This window comes from Rathayibacter rubneri (genome assembly GCF_023743255.1).
Lineage (GTDB): Bacteria > Actinomycetota > Actinomycetes > Actinomycetales > Microbacteriaceae > Rathayibacter > Rathayibacter rubneri.
Genome location: NZ_JAMRYM010000002.1, coordinates 19,561 through 40,963, shown reverse-complemented (window position 1 = coordinate 40,963; position 21,403 = coordinate 19,561). Strand labels below are relative to the sequence as shown.

Sequence of the window (21,403 nt, the reverse complement as noted above, 5' to 3'; positions counted from 1 at the left end):
GCATCCCGTACGGTGGTCGACGCGGGATCGCCCCCGCTCCCCCACCGCCCGCCCGAGCGAAGGCACCGATGACAGACGCCCCTCCCACCGCAGAGAACCCCTGGCCGGTCGGCCTGCTCGCGAGCAAGCTCAAGGGCTGGATCGAGCGCCTGGGCACGGCGTGGGTCGAGGGCGAGATCACCCAGTGGGGCGTCTCGGGCGGCAACGTCTACGGCAAGCTGAAGGACGTCTCGGGCGACGCCACCGTCGGCTTCACGATCTGGTCCTCCGTCCGGTCGCGCATCCCGGCAGATCTCGCGCAGGGTGCGCGCGTGATCGCGCTCGTCAAGCCGAATTACTGGCTCAAGGGCGGCACGCTCACCATGCAGGTGTTCGAGATGCGCCACGTCGGCCTCGGCGATCTGCTCGAGAAGCTCGAGCGCCTGCGACGGCAGCTCGCCTCCGAGGGGCTGTTCGAGCCGGGTCGCAAGAAGCGGCTCCCGTTCCTCCCCCACGGCGTGGGCCTCATCACCGGCAAGGACTCGGACGCCGAGAAGGACGTGCTGCGCAACGCCCAGCTGCGCTGGCCGGCCGTCCGCTTCCGCGTCGTGCACGCCGCGGTGCAGGGCGAGCGCACGGTGGCCGAGGTCACCGCGGCGCTGCGCACGCTCGACGCCGACGAGGGGATCGACGTCATCGTGATCGCCCGGGGCGGCGGCGACTTCCAGAACCTCCTCGGCTTCAGCGACGAGTCGCTCGTGCGGGCCGTCGCGGCCTGCGCGACCCCCGTCGTCAGCGCGATCGGCCACGAGGCCGACCGCCCGCTGCTGGACGACGTCGCCGATCTGCGCGCCTCCACCCCGACCGACGCGGCCAAGCGCGTGGTCCCGGACGTCTCCGACGAGCTCCTGCGGGTGCAGCAGGCACGACTGCGGATGACCACCCGGGTGAGCGGTCTCGTCTCGCACGAGGTCGACCGGCTGTCGCAGCTGCGCTCCCGACCCGTCCTCGCCAACCCCCGGGTCCTCGTGGATCAGCGCTCCGAGGAGCTCACCCGCTGGGTCGCCCGCGGGGCCGAGCTCGTGGAGCGGCGGATCGAGCGCGCCCACCTCGAGGTGGAGCGCCTGCACGGGCACCTGCGCGCCCTGTCGCCGCAGCACACGCTGGACCGCGGCTACGCGATCGTGCAGAACGCGGCGGGCCACGTCGTCCGCTCGCCCGGCGACGCCGGCGCGGGCGAGGCGCTCGTCCTGACCCTCGCCGAGGGAGCCGTCGCCGCCCGCTCGGAGGGCCCCGCGGACGATCCCGCCGGCCGCGGCTGACCACTCGCCGACCTCCCCCGCCGCGCCTCCCCCGCATGCCCCGATCGATAGGATCAACACCATGGCCGACGCCCGCACCGACTCCCCCGCTCCCGAGGGACTCGACTCCGACGTCTCCGAGTTCAGCTACGAGCAGGCCCGCGACGAGCTCGTGCGCGTGGTGTCCGAGCTCGAGCAGGGCAGCTCCACCCTGGAGCGCTCCCTGGCGCTGTGGGAACGCGGCGAGGCCCTCGCGGCGCGCTGCGAGGAGTGGCTGATCGGCGCCCGCGCCCGCCTCGAGGCCGCCCGCTCGGGATCGAGCGCCGGATGAGCCGCCGCAAGGAGCCGCGGGTCGTCGCCGAGCTCGGCCGTCCCGAGACGCCCGCCGAGATCGCCGCCCGCAAGGCCGAGAACTCCCGGCTCTACCGCCAGCGCAAGACGGTGAACAACCTCGTCTTCTCGCTGCTCGCCACCGTCGGCGTCGTCGCTCTGATCGTCCTGATCGTCCCGCGCGGCGACGGCACCGACCGCCCCGCCATCGACGTCCCGCTCGTCGCCTCGCAGCTCCAGCTCGGCGAGACCGAGACGCTCGTCGTGCCGGACATGCCGGAGGGCTGGTCGGCCAACGCCGCCGAGCTCCGCACCGACGGCGGCATCGACTACTGGTACATCGGCCTGCTGACCCCCGCCCCCGACTCCGGCTACATCGGCGTCAGCCAAGGCTTCGACGCCGACGAGGCGTGGGTCGCCCGCCAGCTCGACCGCGCCGGAGCGACCGGGGTCGAGCAGATCGACGGCCGCGAGTGGACGGTCTACGACCGCCGCGACTCCGGACAGGACACCGGCAACACCCCGTACGCGCTCGAGACGACCGAGGGCGCCAGCACGTACCTCGTCTACGGCACGGCCCCCGTGGAGCGCATCCGCGAGGTCGTCGACGCCGTCTCGCCCCAGATCGGCCAGGAGGAACAGTGACGAACCACGACGACAGCCTCGAGAGCGGCGCTCCGCAGACCATCCCGGTGCCGCGGGAGTCCCGCCCGCCCGCCTGGGTGTGGAAGGAGATGCTGCGCGGCAACCAGCGCTTCGTCGCCGGCGAGCCCCGCCACCCCCGCCAGGACGTCGAGCGCCGCGCCGAGCTCGCCTCCGAGCAGCGTCCGCTGGCCGCTCTCTTCGGCTGCAGCGACTCCCGCCTCGCGGCCGAGATCATCTTCGACCTCGGTCTCGGCGACCTCTTCGTCGTGCGCAACGCCGGCCAGGTCATCGCCGACTCCATCCTCGGCTCCCTCGAGTACGCGGTCGCCGTGCTCGGAGTGAAGCTGATCCTGGTCCTCGGCCACGACGAGTGCGGAGCGGTGAAGGCCGCGATCGAGTCGCAGGCACCGGGCGCCCAGCGCCTCCCGCCGCACATCGAGCACCTCATCGAGCCGATCATCCCCGCGGTGCGCCGCGTCGTCGGGCCGCAGCCCGACGGTCGCGTCCTCGTCGACCCCTCGGCCACCGACACCCTCGTGGTCGGCCGCGAGCACCTGCGCGACACGGTCGCCGAGATGCTGCAGCGCTCCCCCCTCATCGCCGATGCGGTCGCCACGGGCGCCCTCGCCGTGGTCGGAGCGAACTACCGGCTCTCGGACGGCACCGTCGTCTCGGACGTGGTCCTCGGAATCGACCCGCCGCAGCTGAGCCCCTACCTCTCGGAGCAGGAGCGCACGCTCAGCCCCCTCCAGTCCGCCGCGTCCCCCGACGCGGCGGTGCCCGGCGCCGAATGACCGGCTCCGGCGAACCGCACAGACGATCAGACAAGGACGAACACAGCGTGGTGGATCACCTCCCGACCGACTCCGGCGACTTCCGCATCGAGCACGACACGATGGGCGAGGTGCGCGTCCCGCGCGACGCCCTCTACGCCGCGCAGACCCAGCGCGCCGTCGAGAACTTCCCGATCTCGGGGGCCGGACTCGAGTCCGCCCAGATCAAGGCGCTCGCGCGGATCAAGAAGGCGGCGGCTCTCGCCAACGCCGAGCTGGGCGTGCTCGACGCCGACATCGCACGGGCGATCGCCGAGGCGGCCGACCTGATCGTGGCCGGCGGCTACGACGAGCACTTCCCGATCGACGTCTACCAGACCGGCTCGGGCACCTCCTCGAACATGAACATGAACGAGGTGCTGAGCAGCCTCGCGACGACGGCGCTCGGCCGGCAGGTCCACCCGAACGACCACGTGAACGCCTCGCAGTCCTCGAACGACGTCTTCCCCACCTCGGTGCACGTCGCCGTCACCGGTGCGCTGATCGAGAGCCTCATCCCCTCGCTCGAGCACCTCGCCGAGGCGCTCGAGGCCAAGGCCGAGCTCTGGAGCGAGGCGGTCAAGTCCGGACGCACGCACCTGATGGACGCGACTCCCGTCACCCTCGGCCAGGAGTTCGGCGGCTACGCCGCGCAGATCCGCCTCGGCATCGAGCGGGTGCAGTCGGCGCTCCCCCGCGTCGCGGAGGTCCCGCTCGGCGGCACCGCCGTCGGCACAGGGATCAACACGCCGGCCGGATTCCCGCAGAAGGTCATCGCGCGCCTCGCGGAGGAGACCGGCCTGCCCGTCACCGAGGCCCGCAACCACTTCGAGGCCCAGGGCGCCCGCGACTCGCTGGTCGAGGCGTCCGGCGCGCTCCGCGTGCTGGCCGTGAGCCTCACCAAGATCAACAACGACCTGCGCTGGATGGGCTCCGGACCCAACACCGGTCTCGGCGAGCTGCACATCCCCGATCTCCAGCCCGGCTCCTCGATCATGCCCGGCAAGGTGAACCCGGTGATCCCCGAGGCGGTCCTCATGGTCTGCGCCCGCGTCATTGGCAACGACGCCACCATCGCGTGGGCGGGCGCCTCGGGGGCCTTCGAGCTCAACGTCGCCATCCCCGTCATGGGCACGGCGCTCCTGGAGTCGATCCGCCTGCTCTCCACGTCGTCCGTCCTTCTCGCGGACAAGACCGTCGAGGGGCTCGAGGCCAACCTCGAGCGCGCTCGTGCCCTGGCCGAGTCCTCGCCGTCGATCGTCACTCCGCTGAACAAGGTGATCGGCTACGAGGCCGCCGCCAAGGTCGCGAAGAACTCCGTCGCCAAGGGGATCACGGTCCGCGAGTCGGTCGTCGACCTCGGCTTCGTCGAGCGCGGCGAGGTCACGGAGGAGCAGCTCGACCGTGCTCTCGACGTGATGAGCATGACCCACCCCGGCTGAGTTCTCTGGTTCGTCCTGCGCGATGCGCAGGACGAACCGCGGTCGGCTTCTCAAGGTGGGGGCGCCCCGCAGAGCGTCCTCCGTGCGGCTAGGGCGAAACGCTGGCACGCGTTTCACCCGTTCGCCTCGAGGGGGGCGGCTGGTCGTCCGCTGTCAGTGCACTTGTCCGGGGTGTCAGTGGAGGGCGAGGACGAGCCAGAAGGCGGTGAGCTGGAAGGGGCCGAAAGGGATCCGGGAGGAGTCGCCTCGGAGCAGGAGCGGCAGGGTCCAGGTGCCTGCCAAAAGGAACGGGAGCAGCAGACCCGTCAGCGCGGCCTCCGGGGAGAGGGTGGAGAGGGGCAACGCGAGCGCTGAACCGAGCTTCACGTCGCCCATGCCCAGACCGCCCGCGAGGTGCAGGGCCCCGAGCACGACGGACGCCGTCAGTGCGGCGAGTGCCGACCGATCCCCGCGGCCCGACAGCACGTCCCCGACCACCGAGGCGGCACCGGCCGCGAGCAGCGGCAGGGTCAGCGCGTTCGGCAGGCGGTGCTCTCGGACATCACCGAGGACGAGCGGGACAGAGACCGCCGCGACGAGTACCGCGACGACGAGCGACCCCGCAGGCAGCGGCGAGGGCACCGCGACCGCGATCAGCGCAGTCGCTCCGAGGGCTGTCGCGACGAGATCGCGCAGGGGAAGGGGCGCCGACAGCATCCGCAGACCGTAGCCGTCCGCGGACCGATCCCGTCGGCACTCTCCACAGGTGCGGATGTCACTCCGGCGCGGGCACCGGACCGAGCCAGGCGTTCGCGAAGGTCGAGTGGGCGGACTCGTCGCCGGACGGGTGGAACAGCCCCGCGAGCACGTCGCGGTAGAGGCGCGACAGCTCCGAGCTCCGCGAGTAGGCCGAGCCGCCTGCGACCCGCACCGCACTCTCCACGATGCGCAGCGCCGCCTCCGTCGTGCGGATCTTCACACCGACGAGCGAGGGGAACCACGCGGCACCGCGGTCGACCAGGGCGTCGACGTCGGCCGCGGCCGAGCGCAGCGGAGCCTCCAGGCCGTCGAGCAGGATCGCCGCGTCGGCGACGCGCCGGCGGATGTCCGGGTCGTGTGCGAGGCTGCGGCCTCCCGCCTTGAGCGACGTGCGGCGGTGCGCCGCCTCGACGGCCAAGGTCAGCGCGCGCTGGGCGACGCCGAGGTAGACGGAGGCGATCAGCAGCTCGAAGGCCGAGAAGATCGCGAAGACCAGCGGATCCGCGTTCGGCCCGACGGGCAGCGAGCGGACCATCCGCGAGGCCGGGATGCGCACCCCGTCCAGCACGGTCGTGCGGCTCTGGGTGGCCCGCATGCCGAGCGTGTCCCAGTCGTCGCGCACGCTCAGGCCGGCGACGGGGTCCGACGGAGCGTCCCGGTCGATGAAGCCGTGCACGAGCCGGGGCTCGGCTCCGCTGTCGTCCCTGCCGAAGATCCCGAGGCGCGTCCAGGCCGGCGAGAGGGAGGTGAAGATCTTGGTGCCCGTGAAGCGGTACCCGCCGTCGGGTTGCCGATCGGCCCGGACGAGGGAGTCGAAGAGGACGAGGTCGTTCCCCGGCTCGCTGTTGCCGAAGGCGAAGACGTGCCCCGCGGCGGCGTCCGCGAGCACGTGCTCGAGGGAGTCGTCGCCGCGATCGCGGAGGGCCTTCGCCACCCCGGTCCAGACGAGGTGCATGTTCACGGCGAGCGCCGTCGCCGGAGCGGCCGTCGCGAGCCGGGTCTGCTCGGCCGCCGCCTGCTCGAGGCCGACGCCGCGTCCACCGAGCTCCTCCGGCACGAGCAGCGCCAGGTAGCCGATCGCGCGGAGCTCCTCGAGGTCCTCGGCGAAGAACGCGTTGCGCTCGTCGTAGTCGGCGGCACGGAGGCGGAAGCGCTCGAGGAGCGCGTCATCGAGGATGCTCACCCGGCCCACGCTACGCCGTCGGACCGGACTCCCCGTCCCGGGTCGTCCTCGGGCTCGCAGAACCGCGTCCGGCGCGCAGGTATCCGAGGATCCTGCGCGCCGGACGCGGGTGCCGGAGCGGCGGATCGGCTCCTACGCCAGCTCGTTCGACTCCAGCATCTCGGTCACCAGCGCCGCGATCGCCGAGCGCTCGGAGCGGGTGAGCGTGACGTGCGCGAACAGCGGGTGCCCCTTCAGCGTCTCGATCACCGACGCGACTCCGTCGTGCCGGCCGACCCGCAGGTTGTCGCGCTGCGCGACATCGTGGGTCAGCACGACCCGCGAGTTCTGCCCGACGCGCGAGAGGACCGTCAGCAGCACGTTCCGCTCGAGCGACTGCGCCTCGTCCACGATCACGAACGCGTCGTGCAGGGACCGACCGCGGATGTGCGTGAGCGGCAGCACCTCGAGCATCCCGCGCTCGATCACCTCGTCGAGCACGTTCTGCGAGACCAGCGCGCCGAGCGTGTCGAAGACCGCCTGCGCCCACGGGTTCATCTTCTCGGCCGCGTCGCCGGGCAGGAAGCCGAGGTCCTGGCCGCCGACCGCGTACAGCGGACGGAAGACCATGATCTTCTTGTGCTGGCGCTTCTCCAGCACCGCTTCCAGCCCCGCGCAGAGCGCGAGCGCCGATTTGCCGGTTCCGGCGCGGCCGCCGAGCGAGACGATCCCCACCTCCTGGTCGAGGAGCAGGTCGATCGCGAGCCGCTGCTCCGCCGAGCGGCCGTGCAGCCCGAAGACGTCGCGGTCCCCGCGCACCAGCGTGATCTGCCGCTTCCCGGTCACCCGGGCGAGTGCGGAGCCCCGGTCCGAGTGGACGACCAGTCCCGTGTTGATGGGAATGCCCTCGACCGCGTCGGTGAAGAGGCGCTCCCGGTCGTAGAACTCGCTCATCGCGCCGCCCTCGAGCGTGATGTCGTCCATCCCGGTCCAGCCCGACTCCGGGGCGAGCTCGGCGAGGTACTCCTCGGCGGCGAGGCCGATCGACGCGGCCTTCACCCGCATCGGCATGTCCTTCGAGACGACGGTGACGGCCGAGCCCTCGTTCGCCAGGTTCATCGCGACGGCGAGGATGCGGGCGTCGTTGTCGCCCAGCTGCAGCCCGCTGGGAAGGACCGACATGTTCGAGTGGTTGAGCTCGACCCGCAGCGTCCCCCCGTTGCCGACGGCGATCGGGAAGTCGAGGCGCTCGTGCTTGACGCGCAGCTCGTCGAGGTGCCGCAGCGCCTGGCGGGCGAAGTAGCCGATCTCGGGATCGTGGCGCTTGCCCTCGAGCTCGCCGATCACGACGATCGGCAGGACGACCGCGTGCTCCGCGAACCGGAACATGGCCATCGGGTCCGACAGCAGCACCGACGTGTCGAGCACGTACGTGCGCAGGAGCTGATCGGAGGAGCCGGCGGACCCGTGCTGCGCTCGGCGGTGGATGCCGCCCTGCGCTCCGGCCTGCTGGTCCATACCCTGGGGAACTGTCACGACGACTCTCCACACCCCGGGGGCTTCGACACCCCCGGCTCACTGTGCGAGCCGGCCATCGGTGCGTTCCCGCACCGCGCAGTTCCCTTCACTGGTCTGCGCGATATCGAGCCGTACTTCTGTGGCCGTCTCGACCAGGCGCTTCACCTGATGTCTCGAACATAACCCCGCGAATGACATCCATGTGCTTCCCACCGCTACGAATGTGTAACCAGTGTGTGAACGCGCGGGTGGCTCAGAACGCGGCGCCCGTGCCCGCCGAGACGAGGGCGGCCCGCAGAGCCGCGAGCGTGTCGTCGCTGGTGCTGGAGTGGGCGCTGAAGCGCACGGTGCCGGGGCGCAGGCGCGCCGTCACTCCGTGCACGGCGAGGGACGCGCTCAGGGGTGCGAGCTCCTCCGCGGCCGGCTCGACCACGACGATGCCGGCGCGCTCCCTCTCGTCGCGGGAGCTGACGAGAGCGAGCCCGAACTCGTCGGCGAGGTCGACGATCGCGCTGACCCGCTCGGCGATCCGCGCGGCGATCGCGGTCACGCCCACCGAGGCGATGTCCTCGAGCGCGCCGGCGAAGCGCGCCTGAGCGATCGGGTCGGGGTTGGTCACGCTGAACGCGCCCGCGCCGGAGCGGGGCGGTGCCACCTCGTCCCACGGCTCGACGGCGTCCGCCCCGGTCCACCCCGAGAGCACCGGCGAGAGCCGTTCCAGAGCGCGCTCGCTCAGCGCGAGGAAGCCCGTGCCCCAGCCCGCCCGCACCCACTTCTGCCCGCCGGACACGATCACGTCGGCCGCGGCCCAGGGCGCGTCGACGATCCCGAAGCCCTGGATGGCGTCGACGATCAGGAGCCGATCGCCGATGACGTCGCGCAGGCCCTCGAGATCGGCGAGGTGACCCGTGCGGGAGTCGACGAGGCTGACCGCGACCGCGGTCACGTCCGGGGTGAGATGCTCGCGCACCCCGTCTGGCGTGACTCGCCCCGGTCCGCCCGGCAGCCACACCGGCGTCACGGCGCCCAGCGCCTGCTGGGCGCGCACCGCGGCGAAGGGCAGGCTCGGGAACTCCCCCGCTGACAGCAGCACGCCTCCGGTGGCGCCGAACATCGTGTGCAGGAGGCCCGTCGAGGTGTTCGGCTGGAAGACGATCTGATCGGCCGGCAGATCGACCAGGGCCGACACGGCGGAGCGGACGCGCGCGTCCTGCTTCTGCAGCTCGTCGAGCGAGCGCCCGGCCTGCAGGAGCCGGGTCGCGGCGTCCTGCTCGGCGACGGCGGTCGCCGAGACGGGACCGATGCGGGCGAAGTCGAGATAGCCCGTCTGCTCCGAGAAGGTGGCGAGGAAGTCGTCGATCCCCAGGGTGCTCGTCGTGCTCATGCCGGCCCTTCCGATGGGTGGTGCAGCGGTGCTCAGCTGCCGAAGCGGCGGTGCCGCCCCGCGTAGTCGCGCAGAGCGCGGAGGAAGTCGACCTCGCGGATGTCGGGGCCGAGCGCCTCCATGAAGTAGAACTCGCTGTGCGCGCTCTGCCAGAGCATGAAGTCCGAGAGACGCTGCTCTCCCGAGGTCCGGATCACGAGGTCCGGGTCGGGCTGGCCGCTCGTGTAGAGGTGCTCGCCGATCAGCTCGGGAGTGAGCAGCTCGGCGACGTCCTCGATGGAGGAGCCGCGCTTGCCGTGCTCGTCGAGGATGCTGCGCACGGCCTGGGCGATCTCGTGGCGCCCGCCGTAGCCGACCGCGAGGTTCACGTGCAGCCCGGTGTGCCGCGCCGTCCGCTCCTCGGCCGTGTCGAGCGCGGTGATCAGCGACTCCGGCAATCCGTCGTCGGAGCCGACGTGCTGCACCCGCCAGTCGGGCTGCTGCGAGACCTCCTCGGCGAGATCGGCGATGATCGCGATCAGCTCGGTGAGCTCGGAGCTCTCGCGGCCGACGAGGTTGTCCTGAGAGAGCAGGTAGAGGGTGACGTGCCGGATGCCGAGCTCGTCGCACCACTGCAGGAACTCGTGCACCTTCGCGGCTCCCGCGCGGTGCCCGTGCGCGGCGGTCTCGAGCGCCCGCTGCCGCGCCCACCGGCGGTTGCCGTCGATGATCATCGCGACGTGGTTCGGCAGCGTCCCGGGGACGAGGCTCGACCGCAGGCGCTTCTTGTAGACGCCGTAGAGGAGGTCCCTCCCCACAGGCAGTCTCGGCTTCGGCACATCGCTACGGTAGTCGATGCCCGGGGCGCCGAAGGGTCACCGCGTCCCGAGCGGCGCTAGGCGGGGTCACCGGAGCGAGCCGTATCCTGGGCCGCATGAGCCACCGGCCGATGCCCCCCGCCTCCGATCCGGCCCGCCGGTCCCCGACCGCAGGGGACGACGCGGTCGCGCGGGACGACGCCTCGGGGCCGGACCTCCCGAACCTCCCGCTCGTCGACGACGAGATCGAGAACGGCGCGGTCCCGGAGTCGAGGCCCACCTGGCGCGGCTGGATCCACGCGGGACTGTTCCCGCTCGCGATCGTCGCGGGCGTCGTCCTCGTCTCCGTGGCCGACGGCGCCGCCGCGAAGTGGGCCGCGGTGGTCTTCGCGACCTCGTCGCTGCTGCTCTTCGGGAACTCGGCGCTGTACCACCGCTTCGACTGGCGGCCGAGGACGAAGATGATCCTGAAGCGGATCGACCACGCCAACATCTTCCTGCTGATCGCGGGCACCTACACGCCGCTCGCCGTGCTCGCCCTGCCGCCCGAGCAGGGCACGCTGCTGCTCGTGCTCGTCTGGTCGGGCGCGCTCCTGGGCATCGGCTTCCGGGTGTTCTGGATCTCGGCGCCGCGCTGGCTCTACGTGCCGCTCTACCTCCTCCTGGGCTGGGCGGCCGTGATGTACCTCGGACCGCTGCTCGAAGCGAGCGCGACGATGATGGTCCTCGTCATCGTCGGCGGACTCTGCTACACGGTCGGAGCCGTCGTCTACGGGATCAAGCGGCCCAACCCCGTTCCCGGGGTCTTCGGCTTCCACGAGATCTTCCACGCTCTCACCGCGGTGGCGTTCCTCTGCCACTGGACCGCCGCGCTGCTGATCTCGATCGACCCCGCCTACAACGGAGGCTGAGTACCCGTCAGCGGTCGGAGGAGGGGCCCTCGGGTCGCTCTGCGGCCGCCGCGGCATCGCGGTCGCGTTCCTCGGCGTCGAGCCGCTCCGCCACCTGCTCGCGGTAGGTGGTCCGGCGCACGCGGCGCACCATGTCGAGGGCGAGCAGCACGGCGGCCACGGCGATCACGAGCATCGTGATGAAGCCGAAGAGACCGGGTGTCACCGTGTCCTCGTTGAAGTCCGGAGCCGGCGACGGGGTCGCGGCGGCGACGCGGGCCAACGCGAGACCGGCCGCATCGGCAACGGCGGAGACGGCGGCGGGGATCATGCGGATCCCTCCTTCTGCTCAGCGAGCGGGTAGGCCACGTCGACTCCGGCGAAGAGATCGGTCTCGGGGGTCGGCGCGTCCACGCGCGACTGCACGAGCTGGAAGTCGTCGGTGGGCCACGCGGCGTCGATCGCCTCGTGCGGGAGGAAGAAGAACGCGTTGTCGGGGGCGACCTGACTGGCGTGCGCGCGCAGTGCGGCGTCCCTCCGGTCGTGGAAGCCCGAGATCAGCACCTGGGTCGTCGCGAGGTAGGGCGCGTCGTCGGTCCAGCGCTTCATCTCCTCGAAGGTCGCCAGGCGCGGGTCCTCGGGGTCGAGGGAGCGCAGGTGCTCGGCGATCGCCCGCAGCTTCTGACCGCTGAAGACGCGGTCGTAGTAGAGCTTCGCGACCGGCCACGGCTCGCCGAGCCCCGGGTACTCGTCGGGCTCTCCGGCGGCGCGGAACGCCTCCATCGCGACCTGGTGCGCCCGGATGTGGTCCGGGTGCGGGTAGCCTCCGTTCTCGTCGTAGCTGATGATCACGTGCGGCTTGAAGCGGCGGACGAGGCGCACGAGCGGGGCCGACGCCGTCTCGAGCGGGAGCGCCGCGAAGCTCGACGGCGGCACGGAGCCGTCCTCCTCCATGCCGGAGTCGACGAAGCCGAGCCAGGTGTGCTGGACGCCGAGGATCCGCTGCGCCTCGGCCATCTCGAGGCGGCGCAGGCCGCCCATGTCGCGCTCGGCGTGCGCGCGGGCGGCGAGCGCCTCGTTGAGGACGGAGCCGGCCTCGCCCCCGGTGCAGGAGACGACCATCACCTCGGCGCCCCGGTCGGCGTAGGCCGCGAGGGTCGCGGCACCCTTGCTCGACTCGTCGTCGGGGTGGGCGTGCACGGCGAGGAGGCGCGGGACCTCCCGCACCTCCGAATCGACGGAGACCTCGGCGGCCTGGGACACGATCGCTCGATTCCTCGGGGTTTAATGGGGTCGACGCGCTGGCTCCACGAGCACGCGTCGTCCGTCAAGAGTAGACGCAACATCCAGGGAGTTCCGTGGTCGCCCGCACGTCCGACAGCTCCGAGCGGAGCGACGAGATCGCGGAGGGCGCCGACGGCACCGCGCTCGAGCCGGACGGGTTCCGCGACGCCGGTCCCCTCGCCTCGCGCTACGGACGCACGCCCCGCACCCGCCGCGGCAGCCGCTGGCTGTTCGGGGCCGTCGCTCTCGCCTTCGTCGCCGTTTTCGCCGCCTGGGTGGTCTGGGCGGGCCTGGACAGCGGTCGCGACGGCGTCGACGTCCAGGACACGGCGCACCAGGTCGTCGACGACCGCACCGTGACCGTCTCCTTCGACCTCACCGCGCCGGTCGGCACGGAGGTCGCGTGCGCCGTCCAGGCGCTCAACGAGCAGTCCGCCGTGGTGGGCTGGCTCGTCGTCGAGTACCCCGCCTCCGACGACCGCTTCCGCTCCTTCACCGAGACCGTGCGCACCACAGAGCTCGCGAACACAGGTTTGATCTCGTCCTGCTGGCTCCCGTAGGGTTGCCGGGTGCCCTGACGGACTCGTCGGGGCCTTGTCTTTTTCCCGCCGCCGACGGGCGCCGGGCGACACGGACGACGGGGTGCGAGCTCCTCGGCCCGCCGCTCGCCCGCGCTGCACGCGGCAGTCACGTGAGGAGCCCACCATGGCCGACCAGCCTCAGGTCACCTGGATGACCCAGGAGTCGTACGACCGCCTCCAGGCGGAGCTGAACGAGCTGTCCACCGCCGGACGCGAGGAGATCGCGAAGCGGATCGAGGTCGCTCGCGAGGAGGGCGACCTCAAGGAGAACGGCGGCTACCACGCCGCGAAGGACGAGCAGGGCAAGATCGAGGCGCGCATCCGGCAGCTGACCTCGCTGCTGCGCGAGGCCGAGATCGGCACGCCGCCCGAGAGCCACGGAGTGGTCGAGGCCGGCACGATCATCACCGCCGAGATCGCGGGCGACGAGTCGCGCTTCCTGCTCGGCAACCGCGAGATGGCGGGCGAGAGCGACCTCGACGTCTACAGCCCCCAGAGCCCGCTCGGATCGGCGATCATGGGCCTCAAGCTCGACGACTCGACCAGCTTCGAGGCTCCGAACGGCCGGACCATCACGGTCCGCATCGTCAACGTCGAGACCTGGAACGGCCACTGATCGTCCTCCGGTCGCCCGTCCACGGCGTTGTCGTCGGTCGCCGTACCTGACGGTACGACTCCTTCCTCCGCCTTGCGGACGGACGACCGGAGAACGATCCGCCGACCGAGACGCCACCTGTGGGGGCCTGGAGGGGCCCGGCGGGTGGCGTCTTCCGTTGGCGCAGCAGGTCAGTTCTGCGAGACCCGGGGCTCGTAGCCGGCGTCGCGGAGGACCTGGAGGACGCGCTCGGCGTGCTCGGGCCCGCGGGTCTCGACGCTGATCTCGAGCTCGACCTCGCTGATCTGCAGCCCCCGGCCGTGCCGGGTGTGCAGCACCTCGACCACGTTGGCGTTCGCCTCCGAGATCAGCTCGGAGATGCGCGCGAGCTGGCCCGGGCGGTCCGGCAGCCCGATGCTCATCTTGAGGTAGCGCTCCGACGCGGCGAGTCCGCGGCTGATCACGCGCTCCATCATGAGCGGGTCGATGTTGCCGCCGGACAGGATCACGGCGGTCGGTCCCGCGTCGCGGATCTTCCCGGTGAGGATCGCGGCGATGCCGACCGCGCCGGCGGGCTCGACGACGAGCTTCGCGCGCTCGAGCAGGACGAGCAGGGCGCGGGCGATGTCGTCGTCCTCGACCGTGACGACCTCGTCGACGACGTCCCGGATGATCTCGAAGTTGAGGGTGCCGGGCATCGCCACGGCGATGCCGTCCGCGATCGTCGGGGTGATCGTGATGAGCGTCGGCTCGCCGCTCGCGAGGGACAGCGGGTACGGGGCCGCGTTCGCCGCCTGCACCCCGATGACGCGCAGGGTGCGCCCCTCGCGGGCCGCCTTCTGCTTGGCGGCCGACGCGACGCCCGCGATCAGCCCGCCTCCTCCGATCGGCACGACGATCGTCTCGACGCCCGGAGCCTGCTCGAGGATCTCGAGGCCGATGGTCCCCTGCCCCGTGACGACGTCGGGGTGATCGAACGGCGGGATGAAGACCGCTCCGGTGCGCTCCGCGAATTCGATCGCCGCCGCGAGGGCCTCGTTGAAGATGTGCCCGCTCAGGACGACGTCGGCGCCGTAGTCGCGGGTCGCGGCCAGCTTGGGCAGGGCGACTCCGATGGGCATGAAGATCGTCGCGTCGATGCCGAGCTCGCGGGCGGCGTAGGCGACGCCCTGCGCGTGATTGCCGGCCGAGGCCGCGACGACGCCGCGCGCGCGCTCCTCGGGCGAGAGGCGCGACATCCGGAACACCGCTCCGCGGATCTTGTAGGAGCCCGTGCGCTGCAGGTTCTCGCACTTGAGGAACACGGGCGAGCCCAGCACCTGGGCGAGGAACGTGCTCGTCTCCATGGGGGTGTTCGCGATCACGGGGGCGATCACGCTGCGGGCCTCCTCGAACTCGAGGAGGGACGGTCCGACGACGCGGCTAGTCTGCATGCTCTGCGGCAACTTTCTCGGGGGTTCGGGTGGGCGAGCGCCAGGCACCGCTCGCGACGTAGTTGACCATGACGTTGAGGGTCGCGACGAAGGGGACCGCGAAGAAGGCGCCGGCGATGCCCGCGACGATGGAGCCGCCGGCGACCGCGAGGACGACCGCCAGGGGGTGGATCTTGATCGCCGATCCCATCACGAGCGGCTGGAGGATGTGCCCCTCCAGCTGCTGCACGCCGAGGACGACGATCAGCAGGATCAGGGCGATGAGCGGGCCGTTGTAGACGAGGGCGATGAAGACCGCGAGCGCCCCGGTCGCCACCGCGCCGATCACGGGCACGAAGGAGCCCAGGAACACGAGGACGCCGATCGGGATGGCCAGCGGCACACCGAGGAGGGCGGCGCCGACGCCGATGCCGACGGCGTCGATGAAGGCGACGAAGATCTGCACCTTCACGAAGTTGGTGAGCGTGACCCAGCCGGCGCGGCCCGCGCCGTCGACGGCGGGGCGCGCGCGGTGCGGGAAGAGCCGCACGACCCAGCGCCAGATGTTCGGGCCGTCGATGAGGATGAAGAGGGTCGAGAAGAGGGTCAGCAGCACGCCGGTGAGCACGTGGCCGATCGTCGATCCGACGCTGAGGGCCCCGCTGACGAGCATCCCGGAGTCCTGCTGCAGAGCGGTGAGCGCCTGCTGCGCGTACTGGTTGATCTCGCCCTCGGTCAGGTGCAGCGGCGACTCGAGCAGCCACGCCTTCAGGTCGTCGTAGGACTCGACCGTCTGGCGGCTGAGGTCGTCGAAGCCCTGGTACACCTGCGTGACCACCAGGAAGAGCAGCCCGCCGATGATCACGATGATGCCGAGCTCGGCGATCGTGATCGCGAGCCACTTGGGCCACCGGTGCCGCTGGAGGAAGCCCGAGAAGGGCACGAGCAGTGCGGCGATGACGATCGCGACCAGCAGCGGGATGACGATCAGCCGCAGCTCGATGATCAGGAGCGCCAGCACCGCGAGGGCGGCGACGACCACGAGGACGCGCCACGCCCAGGCGCCGGCGATGCGCATCCCGTCGCTCACGAAGGCCGAATCGGGAACCGGACGGGACGTCCCCGGCACGCGCTGGACCGGCGGCGCCGCGGTGTCGACGACGCGGGGGCCGGAGGAGCGGCGGGACCTGCCGAGTCTCATCTGCCCAGACTAGGCCCCGGTGCATTCCGGAGGCGGTATCGACTGCGAGGACTCAGGAGGCGGCCTTCACGGCCACGGGGCGGGACGAGAGCGCGAGTCCGACGCGCTGCCCGGGCTCGAGTCTCCCGCTCGCCGCGTGCTGCACGACGAGCTCGGTCCCCTGGTCGGTGCGCAGCGTCGAGCGCCGCACCGGGCCGAGGAAGCTCGACGAGACGACGACCGCGTCCAGGGCTCCCTCGGCGCCGGCCGCGACCACGTCGATGTCCTCGGGGCGGAGGAACGCCTCGACGGCACCCTCGGGCGACGTTCCGTCCACGAGGGGCAGCCGGACGCCGAGGACGTCGACGGCTCCGTCCGACACCGTGCCGGGGAGAACGTTCGAGAGACCGACGAAGTGCGCGACGAACGCGGTGCGCGGCCGGGTGTACAGCTCCTCCGGGGCGCCGAGCTGCTCGACGCGGCCCGCGCTCATCACGGCGACCCGGTCGGCGACGGCGAGCGCCTCCTCCTGGTCGTGCGTCACGAAGAACGTGGTGATGCCCACCTCGGTCTGGATGCGCCGGATCTCGTCGCGCAGCTGCACGCGGACCTTGGCGTCGAGCGCCGAGAGGGGCTCGTCGAGCAGGAGCACCCGGGGGCGGGTGACGAGTGCTCGCGCCAGGGCCACGCGCTGCTGCTGCCCGCCCGAGAGCTGGTGCGCGTAGCGGTCGCCCAGGGCGCCGAGCCCGACGAGGTCGAGCGCGTCCTGAGCCCGGGCACGGCGCTCCTCGGCACCGACACCGCGGGTGCGCAGGCCGAACTCGACGTTCTCGCGGGCGCGCAGGTGCGGGAAGAGCGAGTACGACTGGAACACCATGCCCATGTCACGGCGGGCGACCGGCGTGCCCGAGACGTCCTCGCCGTCGACGAGGATCCGTCCCGAGTCGATCCGCTCGAGACCGCTCAGGGCGCGCAGGGCCGTGGTCTTCCCGCAGCCCGAGGGCCCGAGCAGGGCCACGAACTCCCCCGGTGCGACGTCGAACGAGACGCCGTCGAGCGCCCGCGCCGATCCGTACTGCTTGACGACGTCGACGAACGACACCCGGGCGCCCGGAGTGGTCGGGGGCTGCACGCTCATGCGGCGCCTTTCGAGGAGGGCGCCGCGCCGAGCGGGAGGCCGATCCGTGCGAGACGGCCGATCCCGAGCAGCAGCGCGAACGCGAAGAGGAGGGAGAGGAGGGAGAAGATGACGGCGACGAAGGCGTCCGAGCGCGAGACCTGCACGAGACCGGTCTGCAGCGTGGTGCGGCTCAGGAGGGACGCGACCGTGTACTCGCCGAGGACCACCGCCACGGTGATGAGCGCGGCGGCCACGAGCCCGCGCCGGAGATTCGGCAGCAGCACCCGCACCAGCACGGCCCACCAGCCGGCGCCGAGCGAGCGCGCCGCCTCCGAGAGGGTGACGACGTCGAGCCCCGAGAGGTCGGCGGCGACGGCACGGTACGCGTACGGCAGCACGAGGATCCCGTAGGCGAGCGCGAGCGTCCACGGAGCGGACCCGGCGACGCGGGTGACGACGGAGTAGACCGGGGCGAGCCCCACGACGAGCACGATCGCCGGGACGGTCAGCGGGAGCAGGCAGACGAGCTCGAGCGGGCGCCGCAGCCGCGGCATCCGGATCTCGACGAGCAGCATCGTGGGCACCAGGAGCACCAGCACGAGCAGTGCGGTCACGACCGCCAGCAGCAGCGAGTTGCCGATCCCCTGGAACAGGGAGCGGTAGCCGCGCTCGTTGGCCGGATCGACGATCGCCGCCCAGTGGGAGAGGTCGTAGCCGCCCGCACCGCGGAGCGTGAACTCGGCCATCGCGATCAGCGGCACGGCGAAGACGATGCCCGTGACGATCAGCACCAGCCGGGCGAGAGGGCGGGTCACCGCTGCCACCGCCGCGCACGGCGCTGGAGCAGCGAGTAGCCCGTCATCAGCACCACCATGACCACGAGCATGCCGAGCGCCAGCGCCCCCGCGACGTTCTCGCGGCCCAGGACGGTCTCGGAGACCAGGGCGGCGCGGATCTGCAGCGGCACGATCTGCGCGCCCTGGCTGATCAGCGCGGCCGCCGTGGCGAACGACGAGAAGGCGTTCGCGAAGAGCAGCAGCACCGAGCCGAGGAAGGACGGGGCGAGCACCGGCACGGCGACCCGCCACCAGTACGTCGCCCGTCCGCCGCCGAGCACCGCACTCGCCTCCGCCCACTCCGGCCGGAGCCCCTCGAGGGCGGGCAGGAAGGTCAGGACCATGAGCGGCACCTGGAAGTAGAGGTACGGGAGCACGAGGCCGACCACCTGGTAGAGCCAGACACCGTCGGCGTAGAGGTCGACGCCGATCCCGGCGAGGAGGGTGGTGACGAGCCCCTGCACGCCGATCGTCGCGATGAACGCGAAGGCAAGCATGACGCCGCCGAACTGGGCGAGCACGCCGGCGGCCGCGTCCACCACCGAGCGGAGGGGACCGCGCGGGTCCGAGCCCACGAGGGCGAGGCAGACGATCGCGCCGAGCACGGCGCCGACGATCGCGGTGAACGCGGAGAGGCCGAGCGAGGCCCCGAAGGCCGAGAGGACGACCGGATCGCCCAGTGCGAGCAGGTTGGCCGCGGTGAGCCGCCCCTCCCCGTCGACGAAGCCGGTGGCGACCGCGAGCACGGTCGGCACGGCGAGGAACAGCAGGACGTAGACCGCGAACGGCGCGACGCCCAGGATCTCGGGGACGCCGCGCCGTGCCCGGGACGCGCGGGTCCCGGGCACGGCGCGGACGGCGGCGGTCGTCACTGGATCGCCGACGGCCACTTCTCGGCGAGCAGCGCGGAGGCGGCCGCCGTCTGCTCCTCGGTGAACTGCACCAGATCGCTCGGGGCCTCACCGACGGCGTCGAGCGCCTCCTGGTCGACCGTTCCCGCCTCGACCATCGCCGCGAGGCGGACGGGGTACGCGCCGGCCGCGAGGTAGAGGTTCTGAGCGGGGTCGGAGTAGAGGTACTCCTGCCAGAGGCGGGCGGCGGCCGGGTGCGGGGCGTCGGCGTTCACGGCCTGGTTGTAGTAGCTGCCCACGGCGGCGTCCGGCAGGACGGTGGTCTCCCACTCGCGGGTGCCCTCGTTCGCGGTGCCCGCCGCGAGGTTGTTGTAGCTCCAGTCGAAGACCACGGGGGTCTCGCCCGAGGCGATGGTGGCCTCGGTGGGGTCGAGCGGGAGGAAGTTGCCGGCGTCGTTGAGCTTCTCGAAGAAGTCGATGCCGGGCTGGATGTCGTCGGCCGAGCCGCCCGACTGCAGCGCCGCGAGCTGGACCGCGGCGGCGGCGGCTCCGGCCTGGGTCGGGTCGCCGTTGATCGCGACGGCGCCGCGGTACTCCGAGCCGAGGAGGTCCTCGATCGACTCGGGCTCGGGGACGGCCTCCGGGTCGTAGCCGATCGACATGAGCCCGGTGTAGTCGTTCACCCAGAGGCCGGTGGCCTCCTTGTTCTCCTCCGGGATGTCCTCCCAGGTCTCGACCTTGTAGGGAGCGAAGACGTCGGTGTTCGCGAGGGCGACGGCGGGGCCGAGGTCGAACACGTCGGGAGCGGTGTCCTGACCGGCGAGGTTCTCGGCGGTGCTGATCTCCTCGGCCGAGGAGACGTCGGGGTCGGCGGAGTTCACGGTGATGCCGTACTCCTCCTCGAAGCCCGCGATGAGCTCGCCGTAGTTGGCCCAGTTGTCGGGCAGGGCGATGACGTTGAGCTCGCCCTCGGCCTTCGCCGCCTCGATCAGGGCGTCGAGACCACCCAGATCGGCGGCAGAGGTGGCGGTCGACGCGTCGACGGCGCCCTCCGACGAGGCGGTGGCGTCTCCGGAGCAGGCGGAGAGGGTCAGGGCGAGGGCGGTGGTCGTTGCGGCCACCAGGCCGATGCGCGAGCGGCGCTGGGTCTTCACGGGTCCTCCAGGAGTCGGGTCGGCGCACCCGGCGGGGTCGCCTCGGGCACCGTAGGAGCGGAGGGCGACGACCCGGGGACGGCCGGGTGAACCGGGGGAGAACGACGGGGGCGGCGTCCGCGCCGACGATGTCGGAGGCCTTCGCTAGCGTGGACGGACCATGACCGAGCAGATCTCCCCCGCCCTCGCGCGCCGCATCGCCCTCGCCGCGCAGGGCTTCGGAGCGCCGCGGCCGCCGCGCGTCGGCACGCGGCAGATCGTCCAGGCCGTCGACCGCATCCGACCGCTGCAGCTCGACTCGGTCAACGTCTTCGAGCGGAGCCACTACCTGCCGCTGCTCGCGCGGCTGGGGCCGTACGACCGGGCGCTGCTCGACTCCGTCGCCTTCACGCCGAAGGGGCACTACCTCGAGTACTGGGCGCACGAGGCGGCGCTGATCCGCCGGGCCGACGTCCCGCTCTACCGCTGGCGGATGGAGCACTACCGCCGCACCGCCCTCCCCGAGCACGAGGGGTGGGCCGCCGAGAACAGGTCCACGCTCGACTGGCTGAGGGCCGCTCTGGCCGACGGGCCCCTGCGCGCCTCCGAGATCGAGCACGAGTCGAACACCCGCACGGGCCCGTGGTGGGGCTGGTCCGACATCAAACGCGGCCTCGAGGTGCTCTTCCGCTGGGGCGAGGTGGTGAGCGCGGGCCGGACCCGGTTCGAGCGCTCGTACGCCCTCGCCGAGCGGATGCTGCCGCGCGAGGTCCTCGAGACCGAGGTGTCGGAGCAGGACGCCGTCCGCGAGCTCGTGCGCCGCTCGGCCGTCGCCCACGGCATCGGCACGCTCGGCGACCTCGCCGACTACCACCGCCTGCGGCAGGCGCCGGCGCTCGCCGCGGTCCGCGACCTCGTCGACTCCGGCGAGCTCGTCCCGGTGGAGGTGCGCGGGTGGGAGCGATCGGGCCGTCCGATCGCCCTCTGGCGCCACACCGCCGCCCGACGGCCGCGCACGCTGCGCGCCGACGCGCTGCTCTCCCCCTTCGATCCCGTCGTCTGGCACCGCCCGAGAGCGGAGCTGCTCTTCGGCTTCCACTACCGGATCGAGATCTACCCCCCCGCCGAGAAGCGCGTTCACGGGTACTACGTCCTCCCGGTGCTGCTCGACGACGTCCTCGCCGCCCGGGTCGACCTCAAGAGCGACCGGCAGAGGAGGGTGCTGCGCGTGCAGGCCGCCTGGCTCGAGCCCGATGCTCCCGCCGACACGGCGGAGCGGCTCGCCGTGCTCCTCGTCGAGGCCGCGGCCTGGCAGGGGCTCGAGGGCGTCGAGGTCGTCGAGCGGGGCACGCTCGCGCCGGCGCTGCTCGCCGCGCTCCGCACCGGCCACGCGGATGTCCTAGCGTGAGCGGC

22 protein-coding genes are annotated in these 21,403 nt (G+C 72.2%); 9 read left to right on the top strand and 13 right to left on the bottom strand.

Features of this window, described 5'->3' with window-relative positions:
* Window positions 1-68: 68 nt before the first annotated feature.
* The 5 genes from xseA to NB037_RS01100 all read left to right on the top strand — a co-directional run bounded on the left by xseA (window position 69) and on the right by NB037_RS01100 (window position 4,509).
* The gene (gene xseA / locus NB037_RS01120) at window positions 69-1,301 is read left to right on the top strand and encodes an exodeoxyribonuclease VII large subunit (protein WP_251942837.1); all 1,233 of its coding nucleotides are present in this window, start codon (window positions 69-71) and stop codon (window positions 1,299-1,301) included.
* A 61-nt stretch (window positions 1,302-1,362) separates the two neighbouring features.
* Window positions 1,363-1,611, top strand: coding sequence for an exodeoxyribonuclease VII small subunit (locus NB037_RS01115; protein WP_207404841.1), 249 nt, complete (start codon window positions 1,363-1,365; stop codon window positions 1,609-1,611).
* Window positions 1,608-2,255 carry a DUF4245 domain-containing protein gene (locus NB037_RS01110; protein WP_251942835.1) on the top strand — a complete coding sequence of 216 codons (648 nt, stop codon included), beginning with the start codon at window positions 1,608-1,610 and terminating at the stop codon, window positions 2,253-2,255. Before NB037_RS01115 ends, NB037_RS01110 begins: the two co-directional genes overlap by 4 nt.
* Before the next feature lie 89 nt (window positions 2,256-2,344).
* A complete protein-coding gene (locus tag NB037_RS01105; RefSeq protein WP_251943051.1) occupies window positions 2,345-3,049 on the top strand; it encodes a carbonic anhydrase in 705 nt (234 codons plus the stop codon).
* Between the two features lie 47 nt (window positions 3,050-3,096).
* A complete protein-coding gene (locus NB037_RS01100) occupies window positions 3,097-4,509 on the top strand; it encodes a class II fumarate hydratase (protein ID WP_308202029.1) in 1,413 nt (470 codons plus the stop codon).
* A 174-nt stretch (window positions 4,510-4,683) separates the two neighbouring features.
* Here NB037_RS01100 and NB037_RS01095 read toward each other — a convergent pair whose 3' ends face one another.
* The 5 genes from NB037_RS01095 to NB037_RS01075 all read right to left on the bottom strand — a co-directional run bounded on the left by NB037_RS01095 (window position 4,684) and on the right by NB037_RS01075 (window position 10,129).
* Complete coding sequence (locus NB037_RS01095) at window positions 4,684-5,205, bottom strand: prepilin peptidase (RefSeq protein WP_251942833.1); 522 nt, start codon at window positions 5,203-5,205, stop codon at window positions 4,684-4,686.
* A 58-nt stretch (window positions 5,206-5,263) separates the two neighbouring features.
* Window positions 5,264-6,439 (bottom strand): acyl-CoA dehydrogenase family protein, encoded by a 1,176-nt coding sequence (locus NB037_RS01090; RefSeq protein ID WP_251942830.1) that lies wholly within the window; start codon window positions 6,437-6,439, stop codon window positions 5,264-5,266.
* Window positions 6,440-6,562: 123 nt separating this feature from the next.
* Window positions 6,563-7,927 (bottom strand): RNA 5'-3' helicase PhoH2, encoded by a 1,365-nt coding sequence (phoH2, locus tag NB037_RS01085; protein ID WP_251943047.1) that lies wholly within the window; start codon window positions 7,925-7,927, stop codon window positions 6,563-6,565.
* A gap of 253 nt (window positions 7,928-8,180) precedes the next feature.
* Window positions 8,181-9,311, bottom strand: a complete 1,131-nt coding sequence (locus NB037_RS01080) for an aminotransferase class V-fold PLP-dependent enzyme (RefSeq protein WP_251942828.1) — start codon at window positions 9,309-9,311, stop codon at window positions 8,181-8,183.
* 32 nt (window positions 9,312-9,343) lie between these two features.
* The gene (locus NB037_RS01075; RefSeq protein ID WP_207404853.1) at window positions 9,344-10,129 is read right to left on the bottom strand and encodes an isoprenyl transferase; all 786 of its coding nucleotides are present in this window, start codon (window positions 10,127-10,129) and stop codon (window positions 9,344-9,346) included.
* Window positions 10,130-10,224: 95 nt separating this feature from the next.
* Between NB037_RS01075 and trhA the strand changes: the two genes are divergently transcribed.
* Entirely contained in the window at window positions 10,225-11,019 is a 795-nt protein-coding gene (trhA, locus tag NB037_RS01070; RefSeq protein WP_251942826.1) for a PAQR family membrane homeostasis protein TrhA, read from the top strand.
* 7 nt (window positions 11,020-11,026) lie between these two features.
* On the opposite strand, the gene NB037_RS01065 is transcribed toward trhA, so the two are convergent.
* Window positions 11,027-11,329: a hypothetical protein gene (locus tag NB037_RS01065; RefSeq protein ID WP_251942824.1), complete on the bottom strand. Its 303-nt coding sequence runs from the start codon at window positions 11,327-11,329 to the stop codon at window positions 11,027-11,029.
* A complete protein-coding gene (gene mca, locus NB037_RS01060) occupies window positions 11,326-12,261 on the bottom strand; it encodes a mycothiol conjugate amidase Mca (protein WP_251942822.1) in 936 nt (311 codons plus the stop codon). The genes NB037_RS01065 and mca overlap by 4 nt, the downstream gene beginning before the upstream one ends.
* A 95-nt stretch (window positions 12,262-12,356) precedes the next feature.
* Here mca and NB037_RS01055 point away from each other — a divergent pair, with 95 nt between their 5' ends.
* Together NB037_RS01055 and greA are read left to right on the top strand one after the other, a co-directional pair.
* Window positions 12,357-12,842: a DUF4307 domain-containing protein gene (locus NB037_RS01055; protein WP_251942820.1), complete on the top strand. Its 486-nt coding sequence runs from the start codon at window positions 12,357-12,359 to the stop codon at window positions 12,840-12,842.
* A 145-nt stretch (window positions 12,843-12,987) separates the two neighbouring features.
* Entirely contained in the window at window positions 12,988-13,479 is a 492-nt protein-coding gene (gene greA, locus NB037_RS01050) for a transcription elongation factor GreA (protein ID WP_207404859.1), read from the top strand.
* Between the two features lie 170 nt (window positions 13,480-13,649).
* Here the strand turns inward: greA and ilvA are convergent, their stop codons facing one another.
* The 6 genes from ilvA to NB037_RS01020 are packed head-to-tail and all read right to left on the bottom strand — an operon-like array spanning window position 13,650 to window position 20,011.
* The gene (gene ilvA / locus NB037_RS01045) at window positions 13,650-14,891 is read right to left on the bottom strand and encodes a threonine ammonia-lyase (protein WP_207404861.1); all 1,242 of its coding nucleotides are present in this window, start codon (window positions 14,889-14,891) and stop codon (window positions 13,650-13,652) included.
* Window positions 14,881-16,071: an AI-2E family transporter gene (locus NB037_RS01040; RefSeq protein WP_251942818.1), complete on the bottom strand. Its 1,191-nt coding sequence runs from the start codon at window positions 16,069-16,071 to the stop codon at window positions 14,881-14,883. Before NB037_RS01040 ends, ilvA begins: the two co-directional genes overlap by 11 nt.
* Window positions 16,072-16,123: 52 nt before the next feature.
* Window positions 16,124-17,188 carry an ABC transporter ATP-binding protein gene (locus tag NB037_RS01035; RefSeq protein WP_251942816.1) on the bottom strand — a complete coding sequence of 355 codons (1,065 nt, stop codon included), beginning with the start codon at window positions 17,186-17,188 and terminating at the stop codon, window positions 16,124-16,126.
* The gene (locus NB037_RS01030; protein ID WP_251942813.1) at window positions 17,185-17,985 is read right to left on the bottom strand and encodes an ABC transporter permease; all 801 of its coding nucleotides are present in this window, start codon (window positions 17,983-17,985) and stop codon (window positions 17,185-17,187) included. The genes NB037_RS01035 and NB037_RS01030 overlap by 4 nt, the downstream gene beginning before the upstream one ends.
* Window positions 17,982-18,878: an ABC transporter permease gene (locus tag NB037_RS01025; RefSeq protein WP_372490664.1), complete on the bottom strand. Its 897-nt coding sequence runs from the start codon at window positions 18,876-18,878 to the stop codon at window positions 17,982-17,984. The genes NB037_RS01030 and NB037_RS01025 overlap by 4 nt, the downstream gene beginning before the upstream one ends.
* Window positions 18,875-20,011: an ABC transporter substrate-binding protein gene (locus NB037_RS01020; RefSeq protein ID WP_251942811.1), complete on the bottom strand. Its 1,137-nt coding sequence runs from the start codon at window positions 20,009-20,011 to the stop codon at window positions 18,875-18,877. The genes NB037_RS01025 and NB037_RS01020 overlap by 4 nt, the downstream gene beginning before the upstream one ends.
* Window positions 20,012-20,171: 160 nt before the next feature.
* Between NB037_RS01020 and NB037_RS01015 the strand changes: the two genes are divergently transcribed.
* Entirely contained in the window at window positions 20,172-21,398 is a 1,227-nt protein-coding gene (locus NB037_RS01015; protein WP_251942809.1) for a winged helix-turn-helix domain-containing protein, read from the top strand.
* Window positions 21,399-21,403: the final 5 nt, after the last annotated feature.